This is a genomic window from Hominisplanchenecus murintestinalis, assembly GCF_943193015.1.
Classification (GTDB): domain Bacteria; phylum Bacillota; class Clostridia; order Lachnospirales; family Lachnospiraceae; genus Hominisplanchenecus_A; species Hominisplanchenecus_A murintestinalis.
Genome location: NZ_CALPCM010000028.1, coordinates 1 through 17,407 on the forward strand (window position 1 = coordinate 1; position 17,407 = coordinate 17,407).

The 17,407-nt window shown below is 38.5% G+C and carries 20 protein-coding genes and 3 pseudogenes; 3 read left to right on the plus strand and 20 right to left on the minus strand.

The features are described from left to right. Positions 1-186: 186 nt before the first annotated feature. From NFR99_RS10100 to NFR99_RS10110, 3 genes and pseudogenes are all read right to left on the minus strand, one after another. A pseudogene (locus tag NFR99_RS10100) lies at positions 187-498 on the minus strand (S-adenosylmethionine synthetase N-terminal domain-containing protein); the annotation flags it as partial. Between the two features lie 98 nt (positions 499-596). Beyond that, on the minus strand, positions 597-911 hold the full coding sequence (locus NFR99_RS10105; protein WP_120484521.1) for a type II toxin-antitoxin system RelE/ParE family toxin: 315 nt from the start codon (positions 909-911) through the stop codon (positions 597-599). A gap of 1 nt (position 912) precedes the next feature. Next, positions 913-1,215 carry a type II toxin-antitoxin system RelB/DinJ family antitoxin gene (locus NFR99_RS10110; RefSeq protein WP_019161284.1) on the minus strand — a complete coding sequence of 101 codons (303 nt, stop codon included), beginning with the start codon at positions 1,213-1,215 and terminating at the stop codon, positions 913-915. A 325-nt stretch (positions 1,216-1,540) separates the two neighbouring features. Between NFR99_RS10110 and NFR99_RS10115 the strand changes: the two genes are divergently transcribed. The 3 genes and pseudogenes from NFR99_RS10115 to NFR99_RS10125 all read left to right on the plus strand — a co-directional run. Further along, a complete protein-coding gene (locus NFR99_RS10115) occupies positions 1,541-1,777 on the plus strand; it encodes a helix-turn-helix domain-containing protein (RefSeq protein WP_120484520.1) in 237 nt (78 codons plus the stop codon). Positions 1,778-1,983: 206 nt separating this feature from the next. Beyond that, the gene (locus NFR99_RS10120; RefSeq protein ID WP_021651980.1) at positions 1,984-2,238 is read left to right on the plus strand and encodes a helix-turn-helix domain-containing protein; all 255 of its coding nucleotides are present in this window, start codon (positions 1,984-1,986) and stop codon (positions 2,236-2,238) included. Between the two features lie 83 nt (positions 2,239-2,321). Further along, a pseudogene (locus NFR99_RS10125) lies at positions 2,322-2,594 on the plus strand (IS66 family transposase); the annotation flags it as partial. A 102-nt stretch (positions 2,595-2,696) separates the two neighbouring features. Here the strand turns inward: NFR99_RS10125 and NFR99_RS10130 are convergent. From NFR99_RS10130 to NFR99_RS10205, 17 genes and pseudogenes are all read right to left on the minus strand, one after another. Further along, positions 2,697-3,545 (minus strand): N-acetylmuramoyl-L-alanine amidase family protein, encoded by an 849-nt coding sequence (locus tag NFR99_RS10130; protein WP_120484519.1) that lies wholly within the window; start codon positions 3,543-3,545, stop codon positions 2,697-2,699. A 233-nt stretch (positions 3,546-3,778) separates the two neighbouring features. Beyond that, positions 3,779-5,884, minus strand: a complete 2,106-nt coding sequence (locus tag NFR99_RS10135; RefSeq protein WP_251353540.1) for an ABC transporter permease — start codon at positions 5,882-5,884, stop codon at positions 3,779-3,781. Continuing rightward, on the minus strand, positions 5,860-6,939 hold the full coding sequence (locus tag NFR99_RS10140) for an ABC transporter permease (protein ID WP_251353541.1): 1,080 nt from the start codon (positions 6,937-6,939) through the stop codon (positions 5,860-5,862). Before NFR99_RS10140 ends, NFR99_RS10135 begins: the two co-directional genes overlap by 25 nt. 230 nt (positions 6,940-7,169) lie before the next feature. Beyond that, entirely contained in the window at positions 7,170-8,033 is an 864-nt protein-coding gene (locus NFR99_RS10145; protein WP_251353542.1) for an ABC transporter ATP-binding protein, read from the minus strand. A gap of 6 nt (positions 8,034-8,039) precedes the next feature. Beyond that, entirely contained in the window at positions 8,040-9,305 is a 1,266-nt protein-coding gene (locus NFR99_RS10150; RefSeq protein ID WP_251353543.1) for a hypothetical protein, read from the minus strand. Positions 9,306-9,308: 3 nt separating this feature from the next. Then, the gene (locus NFR99_RS10155; RefSeq protein ID WP_251353544.1) at positions 9,309-10,346 is read right to left on the minus strand and encodes a hypothetical protein; all 1,038 of its coding nucleotides are present in this window, start codon (positions 10,344-10,346) and stop codon (positions 9,309-9,311) included. A gap of 379 nt (positions 10,347-10,725) precedes the next feature. Next, the gene (locus NFR99_RS10160) at positions 10,726-11,430 is read right to left on the minus strand and encodes a DUF6796 family protein (protein ID WP_251353545.1); all 705 of its coding nucleotides are present in this window, start codon (positions 11,428-11,430) and stop codon (positions 10,726-10,728) included. A 62-nt stretch (positions 11,431-11,492) separates the two neighbouring features. Next, a complete protein-coding gene (locus NFR99_RS10165; protein WP_251353546.1) occupies positions 11,493-11,960 on the minus strand; it encodes a GyrI-like domain-containing protein in 468 nt (155 codons plus the stop codon). Beyond that, complete coding sequence (locus NFR99_RS10170) at positions 11,957-12,223, minus strand: DUF3781 domain-containing protein (protein WP_330642183.1); 267 nt, start codon at positions 12,221-12,223, stop codon at positions 11,957-11,959. The genes NFR99_RS10165 and NFR99_RS10170 overlap by 4 nt, the downstream gene beginning before the upstream one ends. 48 nt (positions 12,224-12,271) lie before the next feature. Next, positions 12,272-13,357 (minus strand): alpha/beta hydrolase family protein, encoded by a 1,086-nt coding sequence (locus tag NFR99_RS10175; protein ID WP_251353547.1) that lies wholly within the window; start codon positions 13,355-13,357, stop codon positions 12,272-12,274. A 44-nt stretch (positions 13,358-13,401) separates the two neighbouring features. After that, positions 13,402-13,665: a hypothetical protein gene (locus NFR99_RS10180; protein WP_251353548.1), complete on the minus strand. Its 264-nt coding sequence runs from the start codon at positions 13,663-13,665 to the stop codon at positions 13,402-13,404. Positions 13,666-13,829: 164 nt separating this feature from the next. Then, positions 13,830-14,132: a hypothetical protein gene (locus tag NFR99_RS10185; RefSeq protein ID WP_251353549.1), complete on the minus strand. Its 303-nt coding sequence runs from the start codon at positions 14,130-14,132 to the stop codon at positions 13,830-13,832. Between the two features lie 26 nt (positions 14,133-14,158). Further along, entirely contained in the window at positions 14,159-14,320 is a 162-nt protein-coding gene (locus NFR99_RS10190; protein WP_251353550.1) for a hypothetical protein, read from the minus strand. A 155-nt stretch (positions 14,321-14,475) separates the two neighbouring features. Then, complete coding sequence (locus NFR99_RS15575; RefSeq protein WP_416388338.1) at positions 14,476-14,577, minus strand: WxxxWxxW domain-containing protein; 102 nt, start codon at positions 14,575-14,577, stop codon at positions 14,476-14,478. A 211-nt stretch (positions 14,578-14,788) separates the two neighbouring features. After that, positions 14,789-14,920 (minus strand): annotated as a pseudogene (locus tag NFR99_RS15580) (helix-turn-helix domain-containing protein); the annotation flags it as partial. A gap of 155 nt (positions 14,921-15,075) precedes the next feature. Further along, a complete protein-coding gene (locus NFR99_RS10200) occupies positions 15,076-16,359 on the minus strand; it encodes a HAMP domain-containing sensor histidine kinase (RefSeq protein ID WP_251353552.1) in 1,284 nt (427 codons plus the stop codon). Beyond that, positions 16,347-17,021: a response regulator transcription factor gene (locus NFR99_RS10205; protein ID WP_135976113.1), complete on the minus strand. Its 675-nt coding sequence runs from the start codon at positions 17,019-17,021 to the stop codon at positions 16,347-16,349. Before NFR99_RS10205 ends, NFR99_RS10200 begins: the two co-directional genes overlap by 13 nt. Positions 17,022-17,407: the final 386 nt, after the last annotated feature.

A 17,407-nucleotide genomic window follows, 5' to 3' on the forward strand; every position in this document is an offset into this window, starting at 1 on the left:
TATTTGGATTCGGCACCTAAATTTTACCACATATTTGGTCTCTTTTTCTATTCACTTATTAGATGAAATGCAATAAGCAGCTTAAATACAGTAACTATGTGGCTTTCAGCCACTTTCACGGCACAGCTGTGAATAATTCAGGTGAAACGATTTATACGGTAAAAGAGCCAGAGGATTGACCTCTGGTTTTCTTTTGCATTGCTGCAAATTGGCAATGTCCGGACTCTGCTGATGGACAAACGTATCCATGGCAACTCCTTCGCTGGAATATCCCACCTCAGACAATACTTTCTGGATTACACCAAACACATCCGGTTCATAGGTGCTGGTGATCTCTCCTGCAACAATGACAATTCCCTTCGTGGCAAGCACTTCACAAGCCACCTTGGAATCCGCATCATTTTTCAGACACACATCTAAAATCGCATCTGCGATCTGGTCGCACACTTTGTCCGGGTATCCTTCTGTTACTGCTTCTGCTGTATAAAATTTTCTCATATGAATTTCCTCTCTTTCATGCAAAAAAGGCAGAATACCTTCCTTTTTACGGGACCTATCCTGCCTGATGTTCATATTTTCTTTTTTGATTTTATCATCTAACCTTTTAATCGGCTTTCAATATCTGATGCACTATACAGTACATCTGTTACGATCACTTTATCTCCCTGGATTACAAAAAAGACAGAGTAATTGTCTACCAACAATCTTCTCATCTCTTTGCCCCGTTCTGGCTCTGATTCCATAATACGGATTCTCTCAGCCAGCGTATCCAATGTCAAAATGGCATCTGCAATCCGGTTGTATTGATCCATTGCATTTTCCGGTGCCTGAAGAACATAAGCGATGTGATTATATAACTGCTCCATATCAGCCAATGCTTCATTTGTAATCTCAACCGTATAGTGTTTCATATCAATGATTCTCCCTGAATTTTGCAAACGCTTCCGCTGCATTTTGTACTCTTCCTGCAGCTATATCGTTATAACCTTTTTCCAATTTCTGATGGAGTTCTTCTGTTGTCATGGCATCTGCGTGAATCGATACTGGTGCTTTTGGTAAAGAAACAGAAAATGGAATTCCACCAGTAAGAGAGATCTGGTTTAAATACATATCAATCGCTGTTGACATGGGAACACCTAACTGGGACAATACTTTTTCTGCTCGTTCTTTAACCGTTGGATTTACTCTTAAGTTCAATGTTGCTGTTTTTTCCATGTTCACACCTCCTTGTCCCTTATATTGTAACGCTTTTGTCGTTACAATTCAAGCGCTATTTTTCTGTTTTGTATCCGATTTTACATTTACATGATACTCCCGGATTTTCGCTTAAAAACACACTTTCGACAGATGGCAGATACATCCAGATAGCTGCAAAAGTACCCTTCTTTGAACACTTTTCACCTTTTAGGTTCTGCTTTTACTGCCACAAGAATAAAAACAGGAACGCAAACCGTTCTATATCACTCTGGTGCATACCCCATCACCCTTCTTGTAAATAATTCCTTATTACAAAACATTACAGAAACGAGAGGACTTTGTCATGCAGAAGAGCAGACCAGATATGGATATCGGCAAAAATATCCAAGCCATCCGTTATGCAAATAAACTTACTCAAGACCAGGTCATTGCAAAATTGAACCTGATGGGTATCTCCATGTCCAAAAGTACCTATGCCAAGCTGAAAACGAACCGCATGAATATCAAGGTATCAAAACTTGTTGCCCTTGCTAAAATCTTTCATACCGATATCAACGCATTCTTTTCCGGGCTTTTCTAAACCGGAAAAGTAACCGTTTCTTAAATTTCTCTTACACTCCCATTCTTTCTTATTTTTCTGTTTTTCTCCAACCGATTCATTCTGTTTTCGTATATTTCTTGTCTCGCTTTTACAACCGATTGTATTCCTAATTCCATGTAAAATCTAATAAAAGTGCAAAAAGTGAGACGAACCTGCCAACACTATTTGCAGGAGGGATTAGAAATATGCCAAAACCGAAAACATCCACCGGGGAGAAAAATCTGATCAGCCAGAGGCTCATAGAACTCCGCCGCCAGCATAATATGTCACAGCGGCTCTTAGCCTACCAGCTTCAGCTTAATGGGTATGATATGGATAAAAATGTGATTACCAGAATTGAGACCAATAAACGCTACGTCACAGATGTGGAATTAAAAGCGCTTACTGAGATTTTCAATGTTTCCTATGAATATCTCATCGAGGGAAAAGAAAAGTCATAACTTCTATCGTGAGGCTATGGCTTTTCTTTCATTTTCTTTTATTGAAGTATTCCTTAAGGCTTCTCCCTTTCCTCCTGACCTGACTGTATTTATCCAAACTAATATTTCTGGATTTCATACAAGGGAGTTCCAGGAAGGCTACAGCAGATACCTGGATGGATAAAGCGGTTAATTATGTTCTCAATCGGCGTGATACAGCGGAGACCTATCTGGAAGACGGGCGGTGCAGCTTTACCAATAATCTCAGCGAGAATGCGATCCGTCCATTCGCAGTGGGCCGCAAGAATTGGCTGTTCAGCAATTCTGTGGACGGAGCGAATGCCAGTGCGGTGGTCTACACAATGGTAGAGATGGCACCTTGGAGTAAAAAACTCCAATCTATCAAAAATCGCATGTGAATTATAGTGAATTACTCCAACTCGCAAAGGGCTGGGGGAATTTTATATCTGACCGCGGTATTATTTGGCGGTTACGTTAAAAATTCCCTCTGCCATTCTCTGTGCCAAGATTTCCTGATAGTCGTCACTTAACAGCTTTTGACTCTCAGAATAATTTGAAAGAAATCCCATTTCCACCAAAACAGCAGGTATTTGAGCATTTCGCAAAACATAATAGTTTTCGGTTTTTGCATCCCTCGTTTTCACGTCATTGCTTAGCGAAACTGCATGGATTATGCTTTCTGCATATGCTTTGCTTTCCGTTGCGTCTGGACTATTGTAATAACATTCCAAACCTGCTATCTGCGCATCATCTTCATAATAGTTGCAATGAAGGCTGATAAAGAAATCTGCATTGGATTCGTTTGCAATAGAAGTACGCTGTGCAAGGCTTATATTCTCGTCAGAACTTCTGGTTAAGACAACTTTTATATTGTTATCCTCCAGAATCGTTTTTAACTTCAATGCAACCGAAAGGTTAATATCCTTTTCTATAATCTTTCCACTGACAGTCCCACCGTCACTTCCGCCATGTCCTGCATCTATGATGACGCAAAACTTTGAAACGTAGTCAGCTGTTGAAGTAATAGGAGCAGCGCCATTGCCAGCGTTCGTATCTGTATATGCATTGGTATCTGTATATGCATTGGTATCTGTATATGTATTGGTATCTGTATATGTATTGGTATATATATCTGTGCATATATCTGTTTTTTCATCTTCCTTTGTAAACTTTTCGCATATGTAAAGACAGCCGCAAACCATAAGTATTATCATTGTTACTGGTATCAGTATAACGACTGCCCTGAGCAGATAAGCTATCACAAGCCGTTTGACCTTTTTTCTCTTTCTGTGTTGTTTTTTATCCATTGCCGCATTTGTTCCTCATTCCTTTTTCCAAAATATATTGTTTCATAGGAAAGTCAAAAACTGGTCAAGAATTAGGCATTATTGTAACAGTTCAGCCTTCGGCTTCGCTGTTACGGAATCCAGCCCATTTAAAGTTTGCCTTTGGCAAAAGGCTGGATTCTCTGGCTGAATTTACTCGTTCTTACGGACTTTGCAGTAAATGCAAAGTCCTGGGCTGAACTGTTACGAATTATTCAACGACTTTTTGATAAAACGATGTTCTCCCCGCTTTCTTTTGCTAATATATAAATGTTGCCGGCATCACAAGTAACCGACATTGCGGGCGTATCGCTAATCAATCTTTTGTTGTTCCCATCCTTGTTGCAGGAATATACACGACTTCCGTCTGTTCTGGATACATAATAAATCGACTGTTCATCAATGCAGAAATCATACGCAACTACTTTTTCATAAGTAAAAGTTTCGCCGCTTAGAACATGATACCTTGTTAAAACCGATTGCTCGTTTTTGTAAAAAATGTTTTCTCCATCGAATGAGATATTTCCACTTGTAGGGATGTCAAGTTTTGTAATGCCTTTCGTGAGACGGTTTACTTCTGTTATGCCATCATTGCCAATGAAAAATATGCTGTCATTATTTATGAAAAAACCGTAATGGAACTCTAAAAATTTCCATTTATCACCCGTCTCATAATCAATGCCAAAGAGGGAACGACCAGAATTTGTAATCTGTTCAAAAACAATTTTTTCCTCAAAGGTATCTAAATTAAGTTCTACCACCGACACCTTTGTTATGCTGCTGTTATAGTTTCCGACACGGTTCACATAGCTTTCCGTAACCGATGTCGTATAATATAGATATGGTGAACATACACAAAACGCACATACCTTTTCTTCATCAGAAAACGCCCCAAACATAGGTGAGCGTACTAAATGAAGCATTTCTCCCGTGGAAGCATTTTTAAGATAATAGTCAAAAGTTTCTGCGTCCTGTGTTATTTCATAGCCCATACAATCATATTCCGCCGATGAATTATAAGTCAAATCCCCCGCCCCAAGGGGCGGAGTATTTGACCCTCGCGGCATTCGCCCAATATCCGCGCAAGCGCGGCTGCTTGGCTCATTGCTCGCGGGAATAAAATTCTGGCTTTTTCCGTCATCTGAACATCCTGTCATTGTCAATACGAAACTAAGTATGATAGCAAGAGCCGGTACATTTCGCATTTTCCTTGTTTTCATTTTCCATTTATTAGAATTGCTCCGTAAAATCCAAGCGGCAGCCAAAATACATAAGAATACGGATACTGAAAACAAAATCAGCAGTGTTATAGTATTAACCTCTGCAAAAACAATTTTCTCATCACCTGTAAAAGCATCGCTTGAAACAATATCTCCTGCAAAAAAGTCTGTTCCGAGCAGAAATGGCAAAGGCAGCGGCAGACGGTAAATAATTGTTTTGGATAGACCTACATAGGGAATAATGACCGATACTGCACCTGCAAGCAGGGTCACCGCATATTTTTTCGCCAAAACAGAAATAAACATAAGAAGTATTGCTAAAAACACGCTGCCAAAAAGACGGAGCAATCCTATATAAACATATCCCTCGAATAAAGTTATGCTTTTGTTGCTGCCTGCAAAGTAACTAAGGCTTTGGATGGGATAATTTCCATTCGGCAGTCCATATTTGAGGCTGTAAAATCCGTATTCAATGAGCGATATGCTTACGCACATCAAGAGGACGACCGAAATAACAATGAGCAGCTTATGCAAAGAGCTTTTCCGCCCTTCTTTTGAGGTCAAAATCAAAGCGTCCATCTGGCAGCTATACTCGGAACAGAATACGGGCGTAACAATCAGCAAAATGCCAAGGAACAGGACAAAATTAAGCGTACCTCCGCCAAGAAGCCCCGTCCATCCGTTCGTTTGAAGAAAATAACGGTTTTCAGTATTTTCGCAGGTGTAGAGATATTGCTGATATATGACCTCAAATCCATTTTGATGTTCCAGAACATTTTCAATTTCTTGGCTCTCTTTTTTATATTCACTTTCACTGATTTTGCTATCATAGTAGCTTTCCAAAAGATAGCTTTTCTTCCCCTTGGCTTCTGCAATTCTCTCTGCCTCCTGTTCCAGATAGAGAGAGGATTCATCAGTACAGTATCCATTTACCTTTTCAAGATACCATTCATATTCACTTTTGTACTGTTCCATTGCACTATTATAAGGATTGTCTGATGCAACGAGCCATACAGTTCCAAACAATAGGACAATGACGATATAGCAAAGCCCCTTTTGGTGGAGCATTATCTTTTTTATTTCGTACATGAATCCAGACATTTTATCCTCCTGTCCCGGCAATGGCAGTTCTTTTTAGAAAGTATAACCATTACCGTTATTACAGCCATTCCCACTATTACGGCAAAAATAATAGCTGCCAAAAAACTTTGTATTGGATAGCCCGCAAAACCGATAAATTCAGTCTTGCCGAACAGAATGCGGTTAGTAAGCAGCGAGTATGGGTTTATTATCTTTAGCCAAATATTGCTTGAATAACTCTGTGACGCACCTGTAATAATCAAACATAAGGCTGCTCCAAAGTCAGTGACAAATGGGATAAGAGCGTTACGCCAAAACATGGAAATCAGTAGAAATACCATACTCATAGTCCATATGCCGATTGCTTTTGTAATTGCGGATAGAACTACATATTGCCACAAATTGCAGTTTACCGCAGCCGTACTGAAATTGCTGATGGCATACAAAGGAAGATTATATCCTTCCATTGTTCCAAATGAAAAGGAAAAACCAAGATAATCCAGTACGGAAAACCATATTACAACACTTATTACAAACAACGTAACTGCAACAATTTTAGCGAATACGGTTTTTTTACCGCCATTAGGGTTCGTCAGTAACAGCATATCCATCTGCGTTTCCTTTTCATAGACGAAAGTGCTGATAATCCCGTATAAACAAAGAAACAAAACCAATATATTTGAAAAGTCATAGTTCAAATAATAGTTATACATTTCCTGATAGGCAAAAGCTGGTATATTCCGTCCAGAATAAAGATTGTAAATAACACTGTTTTTACGCACTTCAAAGTTAAGTCCTTGTTCCTTGTAAAATGCAGCATTTTCTTTTGCCTTCTTTGCCACTTCCGAAGCGTAAGTCCGATAATTATAGAAATATTCCATAGGCTGTACATAGTATTTTTCTAAGATGTTTTCGTCACTATATATATTTCCCGTCATCGTATTCGGAGCATCTGTGGCTGTGCTTGCCGTCATATCAGCCGTAGCATCTGCTAACGGCTGATATAGGTCAAGAAGATTATTGATTTTATCGATAGTTATCTCTCCACGATATTTTTCATAGAGCTGCCAATACACGCTGTTCCAACTGCGGCTGTCATTCCCGTCTGCCAAGTAGGAATAGGAATGAAATTCATTATTTATTTTGAACAGGTTTATTACGCTGAACAGAATAAGTACAACAAGTATTGACCGCTTGCAAAACAATTTGTAAAATTCATATCTGATTAAGCGTGTCATTTTTTCTCTCCAATGTCTTTCGACTCTCGCGGCATTCGTCAAATGCTCGTGCGAGCACGGCACTTGACTCATTGCCCGCGGAAATAATATAAAAATACGTCTTCCAAGTTAGGGAAAGCTTTTACTGCGTTTGCTGCGGGCGAACTATCGCTTACAATCCTTACTGAAAAATTTTCTCCCTGCTGCTTCATATTGCTGACATAATATTTGTTGCTAAGGCAGGCAGCCTCTTTGGCGTTTGTTGTCACTTCCCACACTTTACCATAGATACTCTGTTCTAATACGTCGGTAGTTCCTTGCGTAATCAAAGTGCCTTCTTTGAGAATAATAATCTCTTTTGCAATACACTCGACATCAGAAACGATATGGGTAGCCAGCAAAATCGTCCGTCCCTGTGCAAACTGTGAAATCAAATTGCGAAAGCGGATGCGTTCACTTGGGTCAAGTCCTGCTGTAGGCTCGTCTAAAATAAGGATTTTAGGGTCGCCTAACATTGCCTGGACAATGCCGACTCTCTGCCGCATACCACCAGAAAGAGCGCCAATCTTTTTATCTTTCGCATCTAAAAGATTGACAATGCCCAGAAGCTCAAAAGCCCGTTCTTTTCCTTGTTCCGCAGGGATTCCTTTTAATGCGCACATATATAACAGGAAATCCATTACCGTAAAATCCCGATAGAAGATAGGGTATTGCGGCATATATCCGATTTTTGATAAAAAGTCTTTGCCCATTTTTTTTGCATCTTGACCGTCTATCAAAACAGTTCCATTATCGCTGCCCAAAATGCCGACAAATATATTTATCAGCGTTGTTTTTCCTGCGCCGTTAGCCCCTAAAAGTCCATAAACACCCTCCGAGAGTTCAGTGGTAAAATTCTTTAAGGCATATTTACCTTTATACTGTTTTGAAATATTCTGAAATGATACTTTCATATATAATCACCCCTTAAAGCCAAATGTTGTTATCAAGGTGCTTACGTCGCCAATACCTCGCCCAAGCACAACGATACAGGTGCCTGATTCATCCAAAATTAAAATCTGCGGGACACGCAGGAAATAAGTACTGTTGTTGTCCTTGACTGTTTCAGTATGGATAACCTTTCCCGATGCTGTATCATATATATTTATTGTTACGCTGGCTTCTCCCAAAATGGAAGTAGCAACATATTTCCCTTGCTCAGAGCAGAAAACCCCGTCCTTTCCTTCGCTGCTGCTTGAGAATGTAATCTTTTTTTCTGTATTAGATACAGTATCAAGCATTAGCAGCGTTCCATTATTTTTGTTAAAGCTCTGGGGCATGACAAGTAAGTTCCCTCCCTTTTGCACTTCTTCAACATCCACTTCATAGTCGGCTTTTTTGGTGATACTAAGACTTGCATTGTCTGTGGATACTGTTCCATAAACAGAGACTCCATCCCCGCCATTAGAGCTTATTCCCATGCCTACATAAGTTAAAGTTTTATCTCCCGTAAATGCAAGACTATCCATCGTTACAATCTGCATATCATTTGCCCTGCCATTTTCGGAATAGCTCAGAATGGCACGTACCTTTTGGGAAGAAATATCATAGAGATAAAGTCCTTCTAATCCGCCGAAAGCGATTTGTTTTCCGTCCTGTGAAATGGTGACACTCGCCATTTGGAGAACAGAATCATCATTTAACAGCCCACTAAAGGAAATCGTATTCTCAACAACAAAATCCTTATTCAATAGGTATCCTTTTACTCCATTACTGCTTTGTGCCGTTGCAAATGAACCCGTGCTGCCGCTGCTATTTTCTTCACCGACAATGAAATACCCGTCCGAATAAGGCTGCACACATAACTCATTCAAAAAAATATCCGCACTTGCTATAATCTCGCTTTTCCCAGTATCATAAAGATAGAGCTTATCTGCTGCAACAATAATCCGATTGCCATCAGCGTAATAACAGCCGCTGACCTTTCCAGAGAAAGCCGAGCCATTCACTGTGCCAATATCCATAGTATTTTTATCTGTATCACGATTCTGTGGGTTGGACTTATTATTGCCGCTGCTTTCACTTCCTGTTTTTTCCGATATGTTATCTTCTTCGGATTGTGGCGCATCTATGGAGATTCCGTTTTCAGAACTATTCACATTTTCCTGACTGTTACCACAAGCTGACAAATTAAGAGCAAAAGCAAGTATAAGTATAAGCATAATGCACATGAATTTCGTTTTCATTTTTCAGCCCTCCTTATAAAGCAAAATTGAGCCTGTCTTATTTGTAGAACAATCATTGCCTGCAGCAACGGCTACCGCATAGAAAGTATTGAAGTCATCTAATTTAGAGGTGTCTATGATGGCTTCAATTATCCACACATTTCCTTTGCTTAATGTTGCATCGTATGAAATCACTTTATCAAACGATATAGGCTTATGATTTAAGAAAAATGATATGCCATACCTTGTACCCGGCGTTCCGCAAATCGTGTAACGTACTGTAAGCGTATCTTTATTGGTAAGATTGATATTGTCATACACTAATTCGCCATCATATGAAATAGTCGAATAAACGCCGCTATCCAATGTATCCATAGTAATTCCATCCCAACCGTTTTTCACAAGCTCATTCTCAATAAAAGAGGAAGTAATTTTTTCTTCCGCAACGCTGACATCACGAAAAATATTTTCACTTTCTCCATAAAAGATATCGCTGTCTGGAGCATCCTCATTAAAATGCAGCTTCAGCGCTCTTTCAAGGTATTGGTGATACCAGCCGTAACTTGATGTTTCTTTCATATCGGGTTGGAAAGCGGGATTGGTAATGCTCATGATTGTAATATTTAAGGTATCACCTTTTTTTCCCGTGTTCGGTGTAAACACAAACGAAAATTTTTCTTCGTGTTTTTCTGATGTTTGGAAACAATGGAGATACTCATATTCCGCCCTCGTATCATTTACCTTGTATGCCTGCGGCTTTCCGTCCAAAAAGAGCAGGAAGCCTATGTTATCCAATTTCCCCTCTGATGTAAACTGATAGTCCAAGGTGAATTCTCCGCCGTAATACTCATATGGTAAAACACTCTGGTCATCCGCTCTGGTGGGACTCTCTTCCCCGTGGCTGAGAACACCTAAAGAACCATCTTCCTCTGATTTTGTGAATGGATTTTCTTCCGTGTTTTGCGGGGGAGCTTTCCCGTCCTCAATGTTATAATTTTCGCAAGCTGTCGTAGTGAATAGCAAGCCGCAAATCATAACTAATGATAATATTCCTTTTCGCATTGTTTATCCTCCCTGTCATGTTTGATGTATTTCAATTATAAAAGCCAAATGTCAAAATGCGGTCAAGGAATAGAAAATTACAGAACAAAGTGGACAAGCCCACTTCAGCTCCCCTCCCCCTCACTCATGAGGGGCTTGGGCACTTTGCTGCGCCGAGCACAATTGCGAAGCAATATTTTACCTCTTGTGCGAGTGCGCATATTGTTTTTATCTTATAGGAAATCCATACACTTTAGAACTTCACAGTAACACGGTATTTCCTATAAGATAAGAAAAACCAACAAACTGTGATTTCTCACAAGTCTGCTGGTTCTGCGTCTTATGTGTTTTACTTTTTATGTTGCTCGATAAATGGGAAAAGGTATCATAATAAATAGTATTATTCTTTTTTGTTATCGGATAATTCATTATGACTGTAGCGGATAGAATAAATCAGAAACATCATAAATGTAATAAATAACGCTAGGCTTTGTTGCCCCCAAGCGAAAACTCCATTTATGACTTTATTTACAGGCAAAATTTTTGACAAAATGATTAACACCAACATTATCAATAAAGGGTTAAAAACTGACAACCATTTTTTATTGTTAAATTTTCCAGTAATGGTTACAAAAAACAAATATACAGATAAACCAGCAAAGGCGACGGCAGCTAATGATGCAACAGCAATAAAAACGAAAAACAGTTGTTCCGCAATTAGCTTTGCTTCCAATACTTGTAAATTATAAAGTTTGTTATAAATATAGGCAGTCATGGCAAAAACGCAATGATATAAAGTGCCTACTGAAATAAAAGTAAAAGTGCAGATAATAAACAATTTTGAATATTTACATTTTTTCATAATTATTTCCCGATATATAGCATAAAAACCACAAAACATTAGAAGCAAGGCAATTACCCCAAATAATCCACCAACGACAAATCTATACGGACTTGAATTTGCCCATTCATCTGAAAATGGTGGAAATATAATTGAGTTTCCAAATTCTTTTGACGGCATAAAACAACCTAAAAGCATATCACCTACAAAACATAAAATAGAGCCTATAATTCCTATTATAAATAATTTTTTGTTTAAGTCCATAAAAATCTCCTTCAAATCCCGATTTCTCTTTATTCTTGACTTCTCGACAAATGGGAATTTCACTAACCCTTAATTGGTATCCATATTTCAATAATTGAATTTTCTCTATTCCAATGAAAACGATAATCGTATCTTTCAAAGTGTAAGAAGTTCTCTTGTAAAGGTATATAGTTCGTGTTTGGTAATATTTCTTGATAGACCTTTCCATACGTTTCATATATTTTACCCATAGAACCAATATGCTCTACAACGAGATATTTGTAAGGTGGTACTTCTTTATAGATAAAACTGTCTGGAACGACATTCCTTTTTGGAATAGAGCAAAAATAAAATAGTTTTCCATTTTTCCTTTCCATAAAAGCATATTTTATCCAGTTTCCCGATTGTGAAAAATATAATTTCTTCAAATTGCTGTTAAATTTCCGCCAAAACTGTGTACTGATTTGAATGTTTCTTTTCTGATAATTGGTAAGCTCTACTTCCTGCCCAATAACTGAAAATACTTCTAATTCACGAATTGTATAATTCATTTCTTTTCCTTATGTGCCGTAATAATCGTATAACTATAAGCATTTACAGTTATGATACAGTTATCTATATTCACATACCAGTTCTTCCCGCTTCTTGTGATTACAGTATTTACAGAATTGATTTTAGCTTTACACCAGTCAACTACATCATCTGTATCTAAAGACAGATTTCTTTTAATGCGTTCTACGCCTAATTCGGTTGTGTGCAATTTATCCAAATTCTTTAGTAATTCATTATCTGCATTCATTTTATAATTATCCATTTCTCTTCATAAAATTCCGATTTTCCAGTATGTCAAACTGGAATTTGGTTAATGTATATGTTCATCATAAAACCCAACAAAATCCTCGAACAACTCCAAATCCAATGAATTACACCATTTTTCCCTGTCAAGGTTTTGATATATATAATTAGCTTTATCCTCCGAAAAACGTTCCCTGTTTTCCTCTGTGTTATAGTCATAGTCAAGCGTTTTGAGCCATTCATCAAATTTCGCATTAAACTCATTGCGATATGTGTCGTCATTGAAATAGTTATGTCCTTTATTCTCAAGAGGAATAAAGCTAAATCGGGAATCGTCCTTGTATTTTTCGTAATAAATTTCGTAGCCGTATTCGGCTGGAACAACTTCATCATCAAAGCTATGCACAATCATAATAGCGGCATTGCTTTTTGAGAAGCCGTCCAACGCAGTATTTGAGGCATACCCGCCATATTGAATCCTCTCATGCAGTTTCACAAATGGTAACATCAAATAAATACCATTTCCTACCTGTTTTTTCCCCTCGGCTTCAAACAGATTCGGTGAAGCGTTAAAACCCGAACACGCTATAACGGCTTTTACTTCGGGGTGGTATGTAAGCACACTGCAAACACTGTAGCCGCCCCAGCTATGCCCGAATAAAACGATTGGCAGACTTGGGAATTTCCCGCTTTCCTCCACAAATGTAATTGCATAGTCAAGGTCAATTACTCCCTGTGGAAGCCCTCCGACTCCCTCACCCTCGCTTTCATCATTTCCCGTAGCGTCATAGGAGAAAACATAATATCCATGACAGGCAAAATAATTCACGCAATCCATATAAGAATTATGTCCACCTCCACCAAAGCCATGTGCCATTACAACAATACCACGCTGGTTTTCTCCCGAACTATACATATATCCCGCCAGTTTCTGCCCCCCGTTGGAACTAAACTCATATTTCGTGCGGTGCAATCCGTCAAAGTCATCAACATAGAGCATAAGCGGCTCATAGCTCTCAAATCGCTGGTTAAAATTCTCGTTATATACCATTACAGTCAATATCCAATCGCCAGTAATTATTAGTGTGACCACAATAGATAATATAATAAAGAGAATCTTTTTCTTCTTAGATTTCGGTTTCGTATTTTTCATATCCATATCCTTTTTGACTTATTGTTGTGTCGGAAAATTCCAGTTTACAGCAACAGTTTATCCACCTGCCAGATTATTTCTTGCTCAGACATATCATATGGCATTGGTTCAATATCTTCAAAGCAGCAATTTGAAGCATTAGAATGATTATCCGTCCACTCTAATACCCAAAAGTCTGTTAATGCAGATACTTTGAAAAATTCCCCATTCATTGTCCAGCAAATACCTGACGGGTATAATTCTAATTGCTTTGCTCCAAGTTCACGGAACCTATTTTCTGCAACTGCTTTTATATCTGCTTTTTTCATAAGCAACACCTTCCACAACTTACGATTATCCTTGTTTTTTCATAAGCCGATGTTTGAATGCCCTAATCCTTGCGCCATAGCGGTTGGAATATAACAAACCCACTAAAAGCATTCCGACTGCAAATCCCTGTACAATATCCAATCCTGTCACAACTGTTGAGTTATTAAGATAACCGTTCTTTTATTTTTGAAAGCATACATTCCCAACCAATCGTTTCACTAACACAATCTATCTCTTTCAGTTCCTGCCTAAAATGCAGCCAGCAATAACTTAGTTCAACTTTTGGGTACTTCTTATAATCTACAAACGCATAATAAAATCCATTTATAATCTTTTGGTAGTTTGTTTTTGAATATTCATAAAACCGTTTTCTGTCAACTGATTTTTCCTTTATTATTTCTTCAATCTCAGCCCGAATCCAGTATTTCACAGACTTATCTTTCAAAAGTTCTCTCCAATTCTCCATTTTTTCGCCTGCCTAAATGGAACATATTACTTGGTGTCAGCTTCCTCATTGAGCACTTCCCATTCATCTCTGGCATTTTCTTTGTTGTCCTCATCCACCTGTCTTAACGCTTCTTGAATAGACTGCTGATCTGCCGTTCCCCGATAGAGGATGGGGCTGGAAGGAAGAATGGTAATCGCCGCCCTCATAGCAGAAAATTCACGATCATGCCGGGAACCAAAAGCCCCTCCTCGTACATTTCCCGTAAATACTCGTCAGAAAATTTTCCGACAGCCCGCCATAGGAAAAACAATGCAAGAAGGAAACAGATAACGGCGGGAATCCAGCTTTTAAACGTAGATTACTAATATTTTTTATAGATATATTCAGTAAAAATCCGATAAAAACAATATACAATCCAGACCACCCAGGTTATTTCCCACTTGTGTGATATTACAGAAATCATCAAATAAAGAACAGCAACAGTAATAGCAATCAATCATCCAATTCGTTATTTTTTTCTTCCTGGTTATTTCATTTGCTGATACTTTTACAACATCTGACAACAGACTTTCATATTCGTTGTCAACGTTGTTTTCTGTTCTTTCACCCTTGAATAATTCTGCTATGGAAATCCCCAGGGATGAAGCTAATGGTTCAATAAGAGATACATCTGGAAATCCGATACCTCGTTCCCATTTTGAAACAGCTGCACTTGATACTCCCAATTCATTCGCTAAATCCTGCTGCGTGCGGTTTTGTTCTTTCCTGATAGTGGCAATCAGACTGCCTGTTTTTTGAACGTTCATATTTTCACCTTCTTTCCGATTTCATAATATCACAAGAAACACCATATTCAAGAAACGCTCCGTTGAAATGTGAAACGCTGCATTGGATTTATGCAAATCCTCCTTGGTTGGCTTTAAGCACGACACTTGACCCATTGCTCGCAGAAATAAAAATATCACCCCACTTTGTTGACTGCAAGTTTAATTGTTACAGAAGCTCCACTCGGAGTAACATTTGAAAGTTCTAAACATCCGCCGTGTTTCTGGCTAAGGACACGGCTTGTAGCCAATCCCAATCCCATATGTTCACCCGTTTTATCCTCAGAATAAAGAAAGGTATTCTTTTTGCGGAGCATTGCCTTTGAAAATCCTTTGCCGTCGTCTGTAATGGTTATAGTAAGTACATCATCAATAAATGTGTATAGGAAACTCACTTTGCTATTAGCATATCGAATGGCATTGGAAAAGATATTCTCAACAATACGGTAAAATATTTGCTCATCTAATTTTACTTGACATTTGGATACGGTAGAATGATATTCAATCTCCAGGCTATGTTGTCCTGCAATAAGTGAAAGGCTTTCTGTTGCATTTTTCAAAAAATATGGCAACTGAACGACAGAATACTTTGTTTCGGTTTCTTCAATGGTATTCAAATCACGAATATAATCTGCATAACGCTCAAGTCGTTTTGAGGTTATCGCAAGGTTGGATAGTGTATGCTGCAATTTCTCATCATTCAGACTTCCATTTGTAAAGCATTGCTGCATATATTCGACATAGCCCTCTATAATCGCAATCGGATTTCTGAGGTCATGTGCCACTGATGCCTGTAAAATTCTCCTCTGCTCAATCATATTCCATAGCTGTCGGTTGTTATCATACAAAGTTTGCCGCATTTCTTCAAAAGCTGTGCAGAGTCTGCCTAATTCATCGTTACTGTTATAAGCAACCGTAAAATCAAGATCTTGCCCCTTTATATGCTTTGTTGCATCTGCAAGAATCTGAATTGGCGGCGATAGCTTTTTCCTATAAAACCACCATGCACATAACATGATTCCTATAACTGAATAGATAAAAGGAAGCCCTACCATAGAAATGCTTATTGCTCTATATAGTAACTGTTGTTTCGGGCGAAGTGTGGAGAAGCTGGATTCTATTCTCTCTATTGTAAATTCTGTATCCCCTAACTTTTCTTCTTCCGCTTTAGCGGGGGCAAGCCTAGACACTTTAGAAGGTTCATCAAGTATCAATCTTTGCTTTGCCTCAGATACTGTCCCGTCCGCCATAATAGTCTGTGTATGCAGCCAAATTTCCTGTGAGTCGGGGAGGATAATCTTCTGCATACGATAACAAATATAAATTGTCAAAGCAGAGGATGTAAAAACAATTATCATTGTAATGGCAACCGTCCAGATAAATGCACTTTTAATAGATTTTACTTTCTTCATTTTTTCCATCTATATCCCATCCCCCAAACGGTTTCTATATATTCCTTGCCCGTAGCTTCCGTCAGTTTATTTCTGATTTTTCGGATATGCTCTTTAATAACATTGCTGTCGCCCTCAGCGTTAAAGCCCCATACGGCTTCGTATATCCGTTCTTTATCAAATATCTGGTTAGCGTTACTCATCAGAAACTCGACAATATCAAATTCACGATTTGATAAGTTCAGCTCCGCTTCTCCATAAAAAATTTTGCGTTCAGCAAGATTTACAATTAAGCCTTGTGAAGATACGATTTTAGGAGTACACTTGCTTCTCTCATCCCTCCGCAGGTGAGCCGCCACCCTTGCGGTCAATTCTTGTAAACTAAAAGGTTTGGTTATGTAGTCATCGCCGCCGACCTGCAAACCGTTTACCTTGTCCTGTTCTGTAATCCGAGCTGTCAAAAACAAAATAGGGCTGGTAACATTATTACGGATAATCTTGCATAGCTCCAATCCGTCCATTTCGGGCATGTTGATGTCAAGCAAAATTAAATCTGGATATATATTCAGCATTGATATTGCCTGCTCCGCATCTTCCGCTACAAAAGTCTCATATCCACAATCCTGCAAATGGCTTGATAATAATTCAGTCAGCATTTTTTCATCATCAACAATAAGTATCTTATATGCCATAGCAAAAACCTCCTAATCTAAAATATTATAAAGCTTAAAAGTCAAAAAGTGGTCAAGTTCCTACTTTTTTTCGAATATCAACAGGCTTTTGTGCATCTTTCAGAATGAGCCATATCCGATAGATGTTTATTGCGCCCTCAATCTGATTTTTTTAGATATCCGCCGTACCCACCGAAGTGATACATTCTATTTTTTCGCTTTCCTGTGCTGCCATATATTCAAACATATCTGACTACCCAACGTACCATAATATTATATCCATCAAAAAGAACTATAACAAGTCTGCAACCGTAAATGTTCACTACAACATTATATCCCATGAACTTTGATAAGAAAAATAATCTTACGCAGTCAATGGGATGCTTTTTTGATGATGCGGAACTGAC

Bases quoted from the DNA above. Each gene is read 5' to 3' on its own strand.
- NFR99_RS10105 (WP_120484521.1), bottom strand. From the start codon at position 911: ATGAAACACTATACGGTTGAGATTACAAATGAAGCATTGGCTGATATG.
- NFR99_RS10110 (WP_019161284.1), bottom strand. From the start codon at position 1,215: ATGGAAAAAACAGCAACATTGAACTTAAGAGTAAATCCAACGGTTAAA.
- NFR99_RS10115 (WP_120484520.1), top strand. From the start codon at position 1,541: ATGCAGAAGAGCAGACCAGATATGGATATCGGCAAAAATATCCAAGCC.
- NFR99_RS10120 (WP_021651980.1), top strand. From the start codon at position 1,984: ATGCCAAAACCGAAAACATCCACCGGGGAGAAAAATCTGATCAGCCAG.
- NFR99_RS10130 (WP_120484519.1), bottom strand. From the start codon at position 3,545: ATGGATAAAAAACAACACAGAAAGAGAAAAAAGGTCAAACGGCTTGTG.
- NFR99_RS10135 (WP_251353540.1), bottom strand. From the start codon at position 5,884: ATGTCTGGATTCATGTACGAAATAAAAAAGATAATGCTCCACCAAAAG.
- NFR99_RS10145 (WP_251353542.1), bottom strand. From the start codon at position 8,033: ATGAAAGTATCATTTCAGAATATTTCAAAACAGTATAAAGGTAAATAT.
- NFR99_RS10150 (WP_251353543.1), bottom strand. From the start codon at position 9,305: ATGAAAACGAAATTCATGTGCATTATGCTTATACTTATACTTGCTTTT.
- NFR99_RS10155 (WP_251353544.1), bottom strand. From the start codon at position 10,346: ATGCGAAAAGGAATATTATCATTAGTTATGATTTGCGGCTTGCTATTC.
- NFR99_RS10160 (WP_251353545.1), bottom strand. From the start codon at position 11,430: ATGGACTTAAACAAAAAATTATTTATAATAGGAATTATAGGCTCTATT.
- NFR99_RS10165 (WP_251353546.1), bottom strand. From the start codon at position 11,960: ATGAATTATACAATTCGTGAATTAGAAGTATTTTCAGTTATTGGGCAG.
- NFR99_RS10170 (WP_330642183.1), bottom strand. From the start codon at position 12,223: ATGGATAATTATAAAATGAATGCAGATAATGAATTACTAAAGAATTTG.
- NFR99_RS10175 (WP_251353547.1), bottom strand. From the start codon at position 13,357: ATGAAAAATACGAAACCGAAATCTAAGAAGAAAAAGATTCTCTTTATT.
- NFR99_RS10180 (WP_251353548.1), bottom strand. From the start codon at position 13,665: ATGAAAAAAGCAGATATAAAAGCAGTTGCAGAAAATAGGTTCCGTGAA.
- NFR99_RS10185 (WP_251353549.1), bottom strand. From the start codon at position 14,132: ATGGAGAATTGGAGAGAACTTTTGAAAGATAAGTCTGTGAAATACTGG.
- NFR99_RS10190 (WP_251353550.1), bottom strand. From the start codon at position 14,320: ATGAGGGCGGCGATTACCATTCTTCCTTCCAGCCCCATCCTCTATCGG.
- NFR99_RS15575 (WP_416388338.1), bottom strand. From the start codon at position 14,577: ATGATTTCTGTAATATCACACAAGTGGGAAATAACCTGGGTGGTCTGG.
- NFR99_RS10200 (WP_251353552.1), bottom strand. From the start codon at position 16,359: ATGGAAAAAATGAAGAAAGTAAAATCTATTAAAAGTGCATTTATCTGG.
- NFR99_RS10205 (WP_135976113.1), bottom strand. From the start codon at position 17,021: ATGGCATATAAGATACTTATTGTTGATGATGAAAAAATGCTGACTGAA.